This is a genomic window from Enterobacter cloacae complex sp. EB5 (assembly GCF_031432835.1).
GTDB lineage: Bacteria > Pseudomonadota > Gammaproteobacteria > Enterobacterales > Enterobacteriaceae > Enterobacter > Enterobacter hormaechei_C.
Genome location: NZ_CP133860.1, coordinates 3766848 through 3780892, shown reverse-complemented (window position 1 = coordinate 3780892; position 14045 = coordinate 3766848). Strand labels below are relative to the sequence as shown.

Annotated in this window: 9 protein-coding genes; 2 read left to right on the top strand and 7 right to left on the bottom strand. The window is 56.3% G+C overall.

Annotated features, from left to right (window positions below; genetic code table 11):
- Positions 1-108 precede the first annotated feature (108 nt).
- From wzc to RHN82_RS18110, 3 genes are read right to left on the bottom strand one after another with little or no spacing between them, the layout of a single operon-like run.
- Positions 109-2271: a tyrosine-protein kinase Wzc gene (gene wzc / locus RHN82_RS18120; RefSeq protein ID WP_015572374.1), complete on the bottom strand. Its 2163-nt coding sequence runs from the start codon at positions 2269-2271 to the stop codon at positions 109-111.
- A gap of 2 nt (positions 2272-2273) precedes the next feature.
- Positions 2274-2717: a low molecular weight protein-tyrosine-phosphatase Wzb gene (wzb, locus tag RHN82_RS18115; RefSeq protein WP_003862078.1), complete on the bottom strand. Its 444-nt coding sequence runs from the start codon at positions 2715-2717 to the stop codon at positions 2274-2276.
- A gap of 6 nt (positions 2718-2723) precedes the next feature.
- Positions 2724-3860 (bottom strand): polysaccharide export protein, encoded by a 1137-nt coding sequence (locus RHN82_RS18110; RefSeq protein WP_003862079.1) that lies wholly within the window; start codon positions 3858-3860, stop codon positions 2724-2726.
- 693 nt (positions 3861-4553) lie between these two features.
- On the opposite strand from RHN82_RS18110, the gene RHN82_RS18105 reads away from it, so the two are divergent.
- Positions 4554-6137: a TerC family protein gene (locus RHN82_RS18105; RefSeq protein ID WP_047053453.1), complete on the top strand. Its 1584-nt coding sequence runs from the start codon at positions 4554-4556 to the stop codon at positions 6135-6137.
- Between the two features lie 112 nt (positions 6138-6249).
- Here RHN82_RS18105 and asmA read toward each other — a convergent pair whose 3' ends face one another.
- The 3 genes from asmA to udk all read right to left on the bottom strand — a co-directional run bounded on the left by asmA (position 6250) and on the right by udk (position 9438).
- Positions 6250-8100 carry an outer membrane assembly protein AsmA gene (gene asmA, locus RHN82_RS18100; protein ID WP_047053452.1) on the bottom strand — a complete coding sequence of 617 codons (1851 nt, stop codon included), beginning with the start codon at positions 8098-8100 and terminating at the stop codon, positions 6250-6252.
- A gap of 23 nt (positions 8101-8123) precedes the next feature.
- Complete coding sequence (gene dcd, locus RHN82_RS18095; protein WP_006811250.1) at positions 8124-8705, bottom strand: dCTP deaminase; 582 nt, start codon at positions 8703-8705, stop codon at positions 8124-8126.
- 91 nt (positions 8706-8796) lie between these two features.
- Positions 8797-9438, bottom strand: a complete 642-nt coding sequence (udk, locus tag RHN82_RS18090) for a uridine kinase (protein ID WP_310398405.1) — start codon at positions 9436-9438, stop codon at positions 8797-8799.
- Between the two features lie 342 nt (positions 9439-9780).
- Here udk and RHN82_RS18085 point away from each other — a divergent pair, with 342 nt between their 5' ends.
- Positions 9781-13110, top strand: coding sequence for a diguanylate cyclase (locus RHN82_RS18085; RefSeq protein ID WP_047053449.1), 3330 nt, complete (start codon positions 9781-9783; stop codon positions 13108-13110).
- Here the strand turns inward: RHN82_RS18085 and alkA are convergent.
- Positions 13075-13947, bottom strand: coding sequence for a DNA-3-methyladenine glycosylase 2 (gene alkA, locus RHN82_RS18080; RefSeq protein WP_047053448.1), 873 nt, complete (start codon positions 13945-13947; stop codon positions 13075-13077). The two genes, RHN82_RS18085 and alkA, sit on opposite strands and share 36 nt — an antisense overlap.
- Positions 13948-14045 lie beyond the last annotated feature (98 nt).

The window sequence follows — 14045 nt, the reverse complement described above, 5'->3', positions numbered from 1 at the left end:
TCTTCCCCTTATCCCTCACCCCGACCCTCTCCCGGAGGGAGAGGGAGAAAAGCTGCACCATGCAGTCCTCTCTCCCCCCTGGGGAGAGGGTTAGGATGAGGGGGATTATTATTTACTGTCAGACTTGTATTCGTACTCGTAGTAGCCGTAATCCTGATACCCGGTCGCGCGGCGGAAGATGGAGTTCAGAATGACCCCCTTCACCTCAATACCGTTCTGCTCAAAGCGGCTCAGGCTGGTTTCCACTTCCTTCAGGGTGTTCACCGCATAGCGTGCGACCATCAGCGTGGTGCCCGCATGACGCCCTACCACGGCAGCGTCGGTAACCGCCAGAATTGGTGGGGTATCGATCAGCACCAGGTCATAATTTTTGCTCGCCCACTCAATCAGCTGCGTGAAGCGCTCGCTCATCAGCAGTTCAGACGGGTTCGGCGGCACCTGGCCACGCGGGATCAGGTCAAATTTCGGAATCGAGGTCGGCTTGGCGCTCTCGCTGATTTCCCCTTTACCGAGCAGGATTTCCGATAGACCGTTAACGTTGTTGGTGCCCAGCAGCTCGTGGGTGTAGCCCTTACGCATATCGCAGTCGATCAGCAGCACGCGCTTGTTGGTCTGGCTCACCACCGCCGCCAGGTTGGCGCAGACGAAGGTTTTACCGATTGACGGGCTGACACCGGTCATCATCAGGACGTTGTTTTTGGCCTGCATCATGGCGAAATGGAGGCTGGTACGCAGGCTGCGCACCGCTTCAATCGCCAGGTCGGTCGGGTTACCCACGGCCAGCAGCTGGCTCTGCTTGTAGCGCTTGACGCCCTTAACGGTTTTGACGCTATCCCGGGACTTCTGCCACTCGGAGAGCGGGATGCTGGCATACACGCTGATCCCGTTCTCTTCCAGCACCTGCGGGCTTTCGATACCGCGGTTGAACAGCGAGCGCAGCAGCACGCCGACGATGGAAAGCATCAGGCCGAGAATAATGCTGCCGAGAATAATCAGCGCTTTCTTCGGCTTCAGCACGCCCGGCTGGGTAATCGCCGGGTCAACGATACGCACGTCGCCGACGGTGCTGGCTTCGGTGATTTTCAGCTCCTGCTGTTTGTTCAGCAGCTGCATGTAAACCTGCTGGCCAGATTCCACATCACGCGTCAGGCGTACAATTTCCTGCTGCGTCTTCGGCATCGCGGTCACGCGGTCATTCAGCTTCGCCTTCTCTTCTTCCAGGGTACGACGTTTCTCCAGCAGCGTGCGGTACGCCGGGTGACGTTTGGTATAGAGCTTGGAAATCTCCGCCTCTTTGAAGGTCAGCTCGTTCAGCTGCGCATCAATATTCACCATGGAGTCGAGAACCGATTTCGCCTCCAGCGGCAGATCGACGGAATCCTTGTCCTGACGGTAGGCGTTCAGCTTGTTCTCTGCATCATCCAGACGGGCGCGCACCTCCGGCAGTTGTTTACTGAGGAACGCCAGACTTTTTGCGGCTTCCGCTGACTTACGCTCAACGTTCTGCTCCAGATAGTTGCGGGTGATGCTATTGAGGATGTCGCGAATTTGATCCTTGTCTTCACCGGTGAAGGTCATGCTCAGGACGCCGGTGTCCTTGCCGTTTTCGGTGACGGTCAGGTTGTTTTGCAGGTTGTTGATCATCCCGAGCGTCGAGAATTTGGTGACCGTAAACTCCCCGCCCTCATGCGCCTGAATTGCGCTGACCTTGATGCTGACGCCCTCTTTGGTCAGCATCTGCCCCACTTCGCCGCGCGCGCTGAAGCCCGCGTCGCTGGTCAGCTGATACTGTTTTGGTCCCAGCACGGTCAGGGTAAAGGTTTGGTCCCCTGCCCCTTTTGGGATCACGAAGTCGGTCACTTTTACCGTATCGTTACTGCGCCCCATCAGGCGATCCCAGCCTGCGCCAAATACCGGGAAGGTGTTTTTGGTGACCGCGATATCCAGCCCCAGGTCATGAACCGTTTTGCCCAGTACCAGGCGCGACTGGATCAGCTGAATTTCGGCTTCCGATGCCGGCGGCTTGTTGGCCAGTGCCGATCCGATATCCTGAACCAGCGAGTTTCCGGTATTTTGTTCGATCTGCACCAGCGCGTCGGCGCTGTAAATTGGCGTCGCGAACAGCGTATAAACGATCGCCGCCACGGCAAAGATGGCGGTAATACCCAGCACCCACCATTTCGCTTCAATAACGGTTCCGACCAGGCGACCGATATCGATTTCATCACTGCCCGACGTCGGGGCGGCAGAAGGTCTTGTTTTTTCTGTCATTGTTATCCCTGCTGAGCTTTCAGTGCCTGCGCCCACTGACGGGCAGACTGGTCTAGTAAGGTGTATACCGCCTCAAAGGCCTCGCGGCTCTTGCGATACGGATCGGGAATTTCGCGCTCACCATCCCAGTGACCAAACAGCATCACCTTGCCGCGCATCTCCGGTGCGATATCGCACAGCGCGTGAATGTGGCGTTTTTCCATCGCGAGGATCAGGTCATATTCCCGGCACATCCGGCCAGAGACCTGACGGGCAACGTGCCCGTCGAGTGAGAGGTTATGCTCAAGGGCAACGCTTGCGGCACGTTCGTCGGCACCTTTTCCGACCAGCGCGCCCAGCCCTGCGGAGTCGACCGTTAACGCAGGCTGGTAATTTTTCAACAGCCTTTCAGCCGTGGGGGAACGGCAAATGTTCCCCACGCACACCACCAGAATTTTGTTAAACATCGCGGCTTACCAGTTATGAACGTCGCTCGCCGTATCCGTCATGTAGCGAACGCCACTGATGGTAGGCAGCAACTGGTTGATCAGACGGTTCCAGCGGGCAACCGGCGCGGTGGTGACATAGACCACATCGTACGGCTGGAGACGGAACGACGTTGCCATGACCAGCGATGTCGCGTCGGACATATCCAGCTGGTAGATGTTGGCAATCTTGCCCTTCGCGTTCTCGCCTTTGATTGGACGGATCACGAAGATACCGCTGGCGTTGGAGGCAGTCAGATCGATGCCTTCCGCATTGCCCAGCGCTTCGGTCAGGGTCATACCGCTGAAGTCCATCTTGAGGGTGCTCTGTTTCTTCACTTCACCCATCACGAACACTTTCAGATCGTCGTTGCGCGGCACGTACAGAATATCGCCCGGATAAAGGAGGCGGTTCTGGGTCAGGTCACCGTTTTGCATCAGCGCCTGAAGCGAAATGCGCTGCTCTTTGCCGTTGTGGGTCAGCACCACGTTGCGCCAGTCAGCGCCGTCGGTTAAGCCGCCTGCGGCATTGATCGCATCGAGAACGGTGAGCGGGACGTTGGTGATCGCCTGCTGGCCGGATTTATTGACCTGGCCAGAGATATAGGCTTTCTGAGATCGGAACGCGGCGATATTAACGTCCACCTGCGGGTCAGCAATGTACTGCGCCAGGCGGCCGGTAATATCACTACGGATCTCAGCAAGCGTTTTGCCCGCGACGTGCACTTTGCCAATGTAGGGATAGAACATGGTGCCATCGGACTGTACCCAGTTACCGGTGTCGCTTGAGCTGCGGTACTGGCCCGCAGGCGTGGTCAGTTCAGGGTGATCCCAGACGGTCACGTTAATGACGTCACCCGGACCCACGCGATACTGGTAAGAGGCAATTTCCTGGTCCAGAGACATATTTGGCTGAGCAACATTTGGACGTGGGCGTAATTGTTCTACCAGACGTGGGGTTAATGGATACACATTCACCATTTTGTCGAGATCAAAATCAGCATCCTGCTGTTTAATCACATCCTTGCCCATTGTCGACATATTGCTGCCGGGAAAGACCGTGCAACCACTCATCAAGGTCACAGACACCAATAATGGCATCAATTTCATTTTGGATTTCATCATTGATTATTTATCACTTTGGCAGAGTAATTATCCTGTGCAATTAAAATAAGCGCGGGTCGTGGTGACAATCAGAATGCAGTTAATCATTTAGCAATATAACTGGCATCAGTCCTAAAAAAAGCTTATTCATCGATTGGCTATTGACAGAATAATTGAGGCTGATTCACACGCTTTCAGGCACGCTACCGCCCTTGGCTTTCAGTTACCAATCCACTGACTAAACAATGCGTTATGGTTAGACACCCTCTTGGATAAGGCCTTTTGCGAAATATATCAAACGCCTCACAGGGGCGATTGATAATGTATAACCTTCACCAAAGACCGAAACAAAAATAGCAACAAGGAGATTTAACATTTGATGCTGGAAGAATTGTTGCAGCTAACCTAATAGCAGGCAAGGAGACAACCGTCCTAATATTCGTTTTTAAGATTAATATTAAGAGCAAAGTTTTAAGGTTTTCGGATTTTCTTTATATTGACAAAATAGTTCGCCGGACCATTTATTGCGATATTTCCTAAATATCGACTTGTGTAATTAAATCTTCGCAATTAACTTATTTACACCGCCCGGCAAATGGGGTTTACCAGAGTGTAGCATTAAGAGAAATCTCACCCCGGCATTGCAATTTCCGTCGGCTTTATCCATGATCGAAGTGTGACATTAGTCATATAACAGAAGGTATTGCATTTACTATGGAATGGATTGCCGATCCATCAATCTGGGCCGGGCTGGTGACGCTGGTCGTCATCGAATTAGTGCTCGGCATTGATAACCTGGTGTTTATCGCCATCCTTGCCGATAAATTACCCCCTTCACAACGCGACCGCGCCCGCGTGACGGGTCTTCTGCTCGCCATGGTGATGCGTCTGCTGTTACTGGCCTCAATCTCCTGGCTGGTGACGCTGACCAAACCCTTATTCAGCGTGCAGGGTCTGAGCTTTAGCGCCCGCGACCTGATCATGCTTTTCGGCGGATTGTTCCTGCTGTTCAAAGCCACGGTTGAGCTTAATGAGCGGCTGGAAGGAAAAGACAGTGAAAACCCCACCCAGCGACGCGGCGCTAAATTCTGGCCGGTGGTCGCGCAGATCGTGGTGCTGGACGCCGTCTTTTCTCTCGACTCCGTGATCACGGCCGTCGGGATGGTTGACCATCTGGCGGTGATGATGGCCGCGGTGATCATCGCCATCACCCTGATGGTGCTCGCCAGTAAAGCCCTGACGCGCTTCGTGAACAGTCATCCGACTATCGTCATCCTCTGTCTGAGCTTCCTGCTGATGATTGGCTTTAGCCTGGTGGCGGATGGTTTTGGCTTCCATATCCCGAAAGGGTATTTGTACGCCGCCATTGGTTTCTCGGTGCTGATTGAGTTTCTCAACCAGCTGGCCATTTTCAACCGTCGCCGTTTTCTCTCCGCGAACCAGACATTACGACAGCGCACCGCAGATACGGTGATGCGCCTGCTGAGCGGCAAAAAAGAGGATGCCGAGCTGGATGCTGAATCCGCGGCGATGCTTGCCGACCACAGCGACGGGCAGATCTTTAACCCGCAGGAACGCCGGATGATAGAGCGCGTGCTTAACCTCAACCAGCGCTCGGTGAGCAGTATCATGACCTCCCGCCATGACATCGAGCATATTGACCTGACGGCGCCGGAAGAGCAGATCCGTGCCCTGCTGGATAAAAACCAGCACACCCGCGTGGTTGTCACCGGCGGTGAAGAGGAAGAAGAGCTGCTGGGTGTGGTACACGTGATTGACCTGCTGCAACAGCAGCTTCACGGCGAGCCGCTCAACCTGCGGGCGCTGGTGCGCCAGCCGCTGGTCTTCCCGGAAGCGCTGCCGCTGCTCTCCGCGCTGGAGCAGTTCCGCAACGCGCGTACCCACTTCGCGTTTGTCGTTGATGAGTTTGGTTCTGTGGAAGGGCTGGTGACGCTCAGCGACGTGATGGAAACCATCGCCGGTAATCTGCCTAATGAGGTGGATGAGATCGATGCGCGCCACGATATTCAGAAAAACGCCGACGGCAGCTGGACCGCCAACGGCCACATGCCGCTTGAAGATCTGGTGCAGTTCGTTCCGCTTCCGCTGGACGAGAAGCGCGAATACCACACCATCGCCGGTTTGCTGATGGAATATCTGCAACGTATCCCGCAGCCGGGCGAAGAGGTTCAGGTGGGGGATTACATGATCAAAACCTTGCAGGTTGAGAGCCATCGCGTGCAGAAGGTGCAGCTGATACCGCTGCCCGGTGAAGATGAGATGGATTTTGAGGTGTAGGTAAAAGCAAAACGGCAACCTCGTTGCCGTTTTTAGTGGTTGCGCCCTCTCCCCGTGGGAGAGGGCCGGGGTGAGGGCATCAGGCCGCACATGCCACCCGGCACAACAGGCATCACAGCTTATCGAGCAGCTTTTTCACATCCTTACCTGACTGAGACTCTTTATTGCGGTCCGCCCAGTCATTCAGCCGACGTTTCGCTTCATCCTGAAGGTGCTTACGCAGGATCTGATCGACCTGCAAACTGTAATTCAACTCCTGCCATTTTCCGTATACGCGCAGCGGTATCGGCGTCTCTTTCAGGAACTCCACAAGCTGGCCTTCGCCTTCCCAGCCAGCCTTCACGCGGACGTTGAAGCGGGTGTCTGCCGTCTCTTTCACCAGATCCAGCGCGCCGGTTCCGGTCAGGGCCAGCAGTGACGACGTCCCCTGCATGTCGTCAAGCGAGAGCTGGCCGTTGTCAAGGGCAAGCTCACTGGTAAAGCTGTCGAGACGGGTTGCGCTGTCGTAGTTTTCATTCGCTTTCACGCTGCTGCTGCGCTCTACCGCCTGCTGCACCAGCTGCTGGAAGTTCAGCCCTTCCATGCGCGAATCTTTCAGCTCAACGTGCGCCTGCCCCTGCCAGCTACGACGGAAGGCGTCCGCATCAATCTTCGTGCCGGAGAAATCCCCTGCCAGCGACAGCTGCCCCGTGAGGGCAATCGGGTAATTAAAGGCTTTCAGAATGGTGCCAATCTCAACGTTTTCCAGACGCGGCTGAAACGCGGCGCTGGCAACGTCGTTGCGTACATCCAGCGTGCCCGGCAGGGAGAGGTTCCCTGCTCCCATTTTTCCGCTGAGCTCGGAGATGACCAGCAGGCCGTTGTGGTTGAACATCTGGCTGCTGACGTCAGTAAAATCAATTCCACGCCAGCGCACGCTGTTCGCTTTCAGCAGAATGTCGGCGGTAAATCCGCGCAGGCCGTTGTAGTCAGGCAGATCGAGATTTGAGGAGATCACCGGACGCGACTGCGTGACCTGGCTTTGCCCCTCCTGCGTGGCTCCCTCATCGGTCGCGTTCACTGGTTGGGGCGGAAGCAGGTTCTCGAGGTTCAGTTTGTCGAATTGCAGATCCAGCACCCACTTAGGTTTCTCATCAAGCGTGACGCTCGCCTGCCCCTTCAGGGCGCTGTCGTTGGCCTGGAGGTTGAGCGCGTTCAGTTCGAGCTGTTTGCGCTCTTCATGCCACACCGCCTGCATCGTGCCCTGGCCGACAATCCCCTTCGCGGGTAAATCCGCGCCGGTCAGCTGCCAGTTGAGCTGCTGAACGTCCGCCGTCAGCTGGTGCGGATAGTCAGAGGCGTTCACGTTCGCGTTCATCGACAGGTTGAGATCGCGCTGATTGCGGTTGATTCGCCCGGAGAACTCCATGGTGGCGTGATGGTTGGCGTCCTGCTCCATCCTGAGGTTGATATTGCGTACGGTGATCTGTTCGTCATCCTCATGCTGGAAAACCAGCACGCTGTCAGCCACTTTCAGATTACCAATATCGAACGACCAGCCGGTGTCAGAGGGGACGTCAGGCAAGGTGTTTTCACGCGGTGCGACCGGAGCATCCGCCTGACGAACGGCTTCGGTTTGCGGCGTAAGCTGAATCACCGCCCCTTTCAGCATCACCTGTTCTACCTGGAGCTGATGGGATAAGAGCGGGATGAGCGCGACATCAAGACGCATGTTATCCGCCGTGACCAGCGGCTGCGCGGCGCCCGGCGCGGTGAGGGACATACGTCCGGAGAGAATGCTGAGCTGAGGCCAGACGTGCCAGCGCAGCGGCCCGTCCAGCTTGAGTTCATACCCGCTGCGCGCTTCCACCTGCCGCACCATGTAGGCCCGGAAGTCATTCGGGTTAACCAGCAGCACCAACGCTGAAAGGCCAGCCACCAGCACCACCAGCAAAATCATCAGCGTTGTCAGAACTCTTCTCATGGCTTCCTCAGTGAACTCACAGATCAGTCTTTATCGATACGACTGGCAACCGCACCCTGCTGGTCGCGATATTTTGCGTCCTGACGGCGGTTATAAGGACGGTCTGCCGGGCCGGTCAGCGGTTCAAAGCTCAACGCACCAATCATCATTCCCGGACGAAGCGCCAGCGGCAGTTTACCGGCGTTAAAGAACTCCAGCACGATACGGCCAGACCAGCCCGGATCGATACGGTGCGCGGTGACGTGCACCATCAGGCCCAGACGCGCCAGGGAAGAGCGTCCATCAAGCCAGCCGACCAGATCCGCAGGCAGCGTGACCGATTCAAAGGTCACCGCCAGCGCCAGTTCGCCAGGATGGAGATAAAACGCCTCTCCTTCTTCGATGACGATTTCGTCGCTCATGACGCGATCCAGCGCCGCGCTGACTTCGTCTTTCGGCCCGCTGAGGTCGATAAACGGTGCCGTGTGGCCGCTGAAGGTGCGGAATTTATTCCCCAGACGCACATCGACGGTCACGCCGTTAATACGCTCAACCGGCGGACGCGGGGTGATAGACAGGCGGCCTTCATCCAGCCAGGCTTCTATATCGCGGTCACAAAGACGCATGGCACTTTCTCCTTTCGTGCATCGCGCCCTGAAGCCTTACGGCGTCAGGGCAAAACCAGGTTATCTCTGAACGGTACACAATTCACACGGCTTATTCAAAAAACTGACTGATTTTCGCTTTTAAGATATCAATGGCAATCCGGTTTTTACCGCCGCGAGGCACGATAATATCGGCGTATTGTTTCGAAGGCTCAATAAATTGCAGGAACATCGGGCGAACGGTTTTCTGATATTGCGCCATCACGGAGTCCATGGAGCGGCCGCGTTCGTTAACGTCGCGTTTAATACGCCGCATCAGGCAGATATCCAGCGGGGTATCGACGAAAATCGAGAAGTTCATTGATTCGCGCAGACGGGCGTCGGTGAGCAGCAAAATCCCTTCAAGGATAATCACCTTCTTGGGCTCGATGCGGATCGTTTCCTGGGTGCGGGTATGTTCCACGTAGCTGTAGACGGGCAGCTCAATCGCCTCGCCGCGCTTCAGCGCTTCCAGATGCTGGAACAGCAGGCTGTGATCCATCGCACTGGGGTGGTCGTAGTTGGTTTTTACGCGCTCTTCCATCGAGAGATGGGATTGATCTTTGTAATAGCTATCTTCGGGAATCACACCGATATGCTCATCATCCACTTGTTCACGCAGTTCGCGATAAAGCGTACTGGCAATAAGACTTTTACCTGAAGCCGATGCGCCGGCGATGCCTATGATGACGCACTGATGAGACTTATCAGTCATAAATTTAGCGACCTGATTAACCTGGATGTAAGGAAGGACGACGCCGGAGCGTCAAACGCGGCAATTATAGGGATTTCGGGGGCGTGATACCAGTCGAATGCGCAGGTTATGCGAGGCGGGCTGAAAAGCGCCGTTTCACGCCTTTAGCGAAATTTTTACGCGCGGTTTTTCGCCATTTCATCACCCTTCTTCGCAGAGTAACTATTTTATAAGTCTATGAAGTCAAAATCTGACCACTCAGCATATGAATTGTAAAATGTTTGTACTAGCATAAACCAAATTAATAATTTCACGCGTCCGGACCTGGCTCCTGACAACATGGCGTCCCTGGATAGAGCGGTAATGAATAAACAATACCAGCGGGTTTTGGTTACTACCCCACATCCTTTACTGCGGCTTGTCTGTCTGGGTCTGGTCACGTTCATCTTCACCTTATTTTCCCTCGAGCTGACTCGCTTCGGTACGCTGCTGGCGCCATTATGGTTCCCGACTTCAATTATGATGGTGGCGTTTTACCGCCACGCGGGAAAAATGTGGCCCGGGATTGCCCTCGCCTGCTCCTTTGGCAATATCTTTGCCTCGTGGATGCTCTTCTCATGGGCATCGCTCAACATCACCTACACGGCGATCAATATCATTGAGGCCACGGTTGGCGCGCTGTTATTGCGTAAACTGCTCCCCTGGTATAATCCGCTGCAAAACCTCAACGACTGGGTCCGGCTTGCCCTCGGGAGTGCCCTGGTGCCGCCGCTGGTGGGGGGCGTACTGGTTCATTTTCTGGTGCCGAGCGCGGAGCCGCTGCGTAATTTCCTTGTCTGGGTACTTTCAGAGGCCATTGGCGCGCTGGCGCTGGTGCCGTTAGGTCTGCTGTTTAAACCGCATTATCTGCTGCGCCACCGCAACCCGAAACTGCTGCTGGAAACGCTGGTGACCCTGGTCGTCACGCTGGTTCTTAGCTGGACGGCAATCACCTGGCTGCCGTGGCCATTCACCTGCATCATCGTTCTGCTGATGTGGAGCGCGGTACGTCTGCCGCGTATGGAAGCGTTCCTGATTTTTTTATTCACCATCATGATGGTGTCCCTGATGATGGCGCGAAATCCGCTCTCCATGACGCCCTCCACCATGATCGTCACCTTCAACGCGCCGTGGCTCCCCTTCCTGATGATGCTGCTGCCCGCCAATATTATGACGATGGTAATGTATGCCTTTCGGGCCGAGCGTAAACATATTACGGAAAGCGAAGAACGTTTTCGCAATGCGATGGAATATTCCGCGATTGGTATGGCGCTGGTGGGCATTGAGGGCCAGTGGCTCCAGGCCAACAAGGCGCTGTGTAATTTCCTCGGTTACAGCCAGTCAGAGCTTCAGTCGCTCACGTTCCAGCAGTTAACCTGGCCGGAAGATTTAAATACTGACCTGGAGCAGTTGCAACAGCTGATTCACGGCGAGATCAACACCTACAGCCTCGAAAAACGCTACTACACCCGTAGCGGCGAGGTGGTGTGGGCGCTGCTGGCCGTCTCCGTTGTGCGCCATGCCGACGGCACACCGCTCTACTTTATTGCCCAGATTGAAGACATCAACGATCTGAAACAGACCGAGTGGGTGAATAAGCGTCTGATGGAGCGTATCACTCTCGCTAACGAAGCCGGCGGAATCGGGATTTGGGAGTGGGATCTCGAGCCGGACGTGATCAGCTGGGATAAACGAATGTTTGAGCTGTACGAGATCCCCCCGCACATTAAACCCACCTGGCAGCTCTGGCATGCGGCCATGGTGCCTGAAGATCGTACGCACGCCGAACAGGTCCTGCGTGAGTCACTCCAGGCCAGGGTGCCTTTCAAGCTGGAATTTCGCATTCGCGTCAAGGATGGCATCCGCCACATTCGTTCGCTGGCGAACCGGGTGCTGAACAAACAGGGCGAAGTGGAGCGGCTGTTAGGGATCAACATGGATATGACCGAGGTGAAGCAGCTGAACGAGGCGCTGTTCCAGGAAAAAGAGCGCCTGCATATCACCCTCGACTCCATCGGCGAAGCGGTGCTGTGCACCGACATCGACATGAACATCACCTTTATGAACCCGGTCGCCGAGAAGATGAGCGGCTGGTCGCAAAGCGAAGCGCTGGGTCAGCCCGTTCTGAAGGTGCTGCACATTACCTTCGGCGAGAACGGTCCGTTAATGGAAAACATCCACAGCGGCGATATGTCCCGTACCGATATCGAACAGGATGTGGTGCTTAACTGCCGCAATGGCGGCAGTTTCGACATTCATTACAGCATTACCCCCCTCAGCACTCTGGAAGGGCACACCATCGGCTCGGTGCTGGTGATTCAGGACGTCACCGAGTCGCGCAAAATGCTGCGCCAGCTGAGCTACAGCGCTTCCCATGACGCCCTTACCCACCTGGCGAACCGTGTCAGCTTTGAAAACCATCTGAAGCGTCTGTTGCAGACGGTACAGGAGACCCATCAGCGTCACGCGCTGGTCTTTATCGATCTTGACCGTTTCAAGGCGGTGAACGATACGGCAGGCCACGCGGCGGGCGACGCTCTTCTGCGCGAACTCTCTTCGCTGATGCTGACCATGCTGCGCTCCAGCGACGTGCTGGCGCGTCTGGGCGGCGACGAGTTTGGCCTGCTGCTGCCGGACTGCAACGTTGAAAGCGCACGCTATATTGCGGGCCGGTTGATCGACGCCATCAACAACTATCATTTTTCCTGGGAAGGACGCCTGCACCGCATTGGTGCCAGCGCGGGGATTACGCTGATTGACGACACCAATTATCAGGCTGCGGAAGTGATGTCGCAGGCTGATATCGCCTGCTACGCCTCGAAAAACAGCGGGCGCGGCGTGGTCACCGTCTACGAACCCCAGCAGGAGCGGATCCACAGCACGCGCAGCATGATGTCGCTGGATGAGCAGTGGGACATGATTAAAGATAACCATCTGCTGATGATCGCCCGCAGCGTCGCCTCGCCGCGCATTCCCGAGAGCAGTAGCTTCTGGCTGATTTCCTTGCGGCTGTGGACCAGTCAGGGGGAAGTGCTGGAAGAGCATGCCTTCCGCGCCGGGCTGGCGGAGCCGGAGCTGCTGCACGCCCTGGACCGACGGATATTCAGCGAATTTTTCCGTACCTATGCCGCACAGGTGGCGGCTAAAGGAATGGGCGTCGCGCTGCCGCTCTCAGAGGCGGGTTTAGCCAGCGTCACGCTGGTGGATGAGCTGCTGGACCTCATTACCAAAGGACCGCTGCCGGCGCGGCTGCTGCATCTGGCGATCGCCGCTGATGTGCTGAGCAATACGGATGAAAACGTGCAGCAGGGTCTGCAAAAGCTTCGTCAGGCTGGCTGTCGCGTGGTGCTGACCCGGGTCGGACGCGATATGAACGTCTTCAGCCAGCTCAGCGCCAACACCGCTGATTATCTGCTGCTGGATGCAGACGTGGTGACCAACGTCCACGGCAATCTGATGGATGAGATGATGGTGACAATCATTCAGGGCCACGCCCAGCGTCTGGGCATAAAAACTATTGCCGGGCCATGCCATCAGTCGATCATGATGGATACGCTGTCGGGCATCGGCGTTGACTTCATTTACGGCGACACCATCGGGGAAGCGCAGCCGCTTGATCTACTGCTGAATACCAGCTATTTCGCCATCAACTGACGGCGACCAGCCGTCGGTGTACCAGATATGTAACAGCGCATACGAGCGCCACGGCTGCCAGCGCTCGGCATAGCGACGGATCTGCGCGGGCGTCATACCGGCAAAGCGCTGTTTAATCAGATAGTCATCCGGCAGGAAAACATCCTTCGCCTGCCAGCCGCGCAGGGCCAGGTAATTCGCGGTCCAGCGCCCGATGCCGGGGCGCTGCTGTAGCGCCTTCATCCCGGCCTCAACGTTCTCAGGCGGGAACAGCGGGAATTCACCGTCCACCACCGACTGCGCCAGATGAATCAACGACTCCGCACGCCTGAGCGGCATTCCGAGGGCTTTCAACGCCAGCGGATCCGCCGCGGCCAGCACCTCTGGCGGAGGAAAGCAGAGGTAGCCCGGCGCGTCCTGGATGGGTTCACCGCACAGCGCCACCACCCGTGACGCCAGTTTAGCCGCCATCGCCACGCTCACCAGTTGTCCGAGAATGGCGCGCACGCCCTGCTCGTAGGCATCCATCGCGCCCGGCAAACGTAACCCCGGCCGCGCCGTGCCGAGATCGCCCAGGGTCTTCGCAATGTGCAGCGGGTCGCAATCGAGGTCAAACAGGCGGGCGATGCGGTCGAGGCAGATATCCGCCACCGGGATCAGGCCAGGACTGAGCGACACCGCCAGCGTATGGGTTGCGCTGTCTGGCGTAACCCGGAAAATGCCCTGGTGCCCGGCATAGCCAAAACTGCGCTCGTAGTAATCCTCCGTAACGGTCTCAACCCCGGTGACCGCACGCGCGGCAAGAAAGCCAAACATCCACGACCAGTCATAGGGCGGTTGCCAGTTCAGGGTGTACATTGTCTCTCCTTTTGTATTTACCTCAGCATAAACCGAAAGATCGCGTTGCGCCTTGCTTTCATATTCCTGTTGTCGCCTGACAGACATTTCGCTAAAGT

Coding starts and splice junctions, on each gene's coding strand:
- alkA (WP_047053448.1), bottom strand. CDS start 13,947: ATGTACACCCTGAACTGGCAACCGCCCTATGACTGGTCGTGGATGTTT.
- RHN82_RS18105 (WP_047053453.1), top strand. CDS start 4,554: ATGGAATGGATTGCCGATCCATCAATCTGGGCCGGGCTGGTGACGCTG.
- udk (WP_310398405.1), bottom strand. CDS start 9,438: ATGACTGATAAGTCTCATCAGTGCGTCATCATAGGCATCGCCGGCGCA.
- RHN82_RS18110 (WP_003862079.1), bottom strand. CDS start 3,860: ATGATGAAATCCAAAATGAAATTGATGCCATTATTGGTGTCTGTGACC.
- dcd (WP_006811250.1), bottom strand. CDS start 8,705: ATGCGTCTTTGTGACCGCGATATAGAAGCCTGGCTGGATGAAGGCCGC.
- RHN82_RS18085 (WP_047053449.1), top strand. CDS start 9,781: ATGAATAAACAATACCAGCGGGTTTTGGTTACTACCCCACATCCTTTA.
- wzb (WP_003862078.1), bottom strand. CDS start 2,717: ATGTTTAACAAAATTCTGGTGGTGTGCGTGGGGAACATTTGCCGTTCC.
- asmA (WP_047053452.1), bottom strand. CDS start 8,100: ATGAGAAGAGTTCTGACAACGCTGATGATTTTGCTGGTGGTGCTGGTG.
- wzc (WP_015572374.1), bottom strand. CDS start 2,271: ATGACAGAAAAAACAAGACCTTCTGCCGCCCCGACGTCGGGCAGTGAT.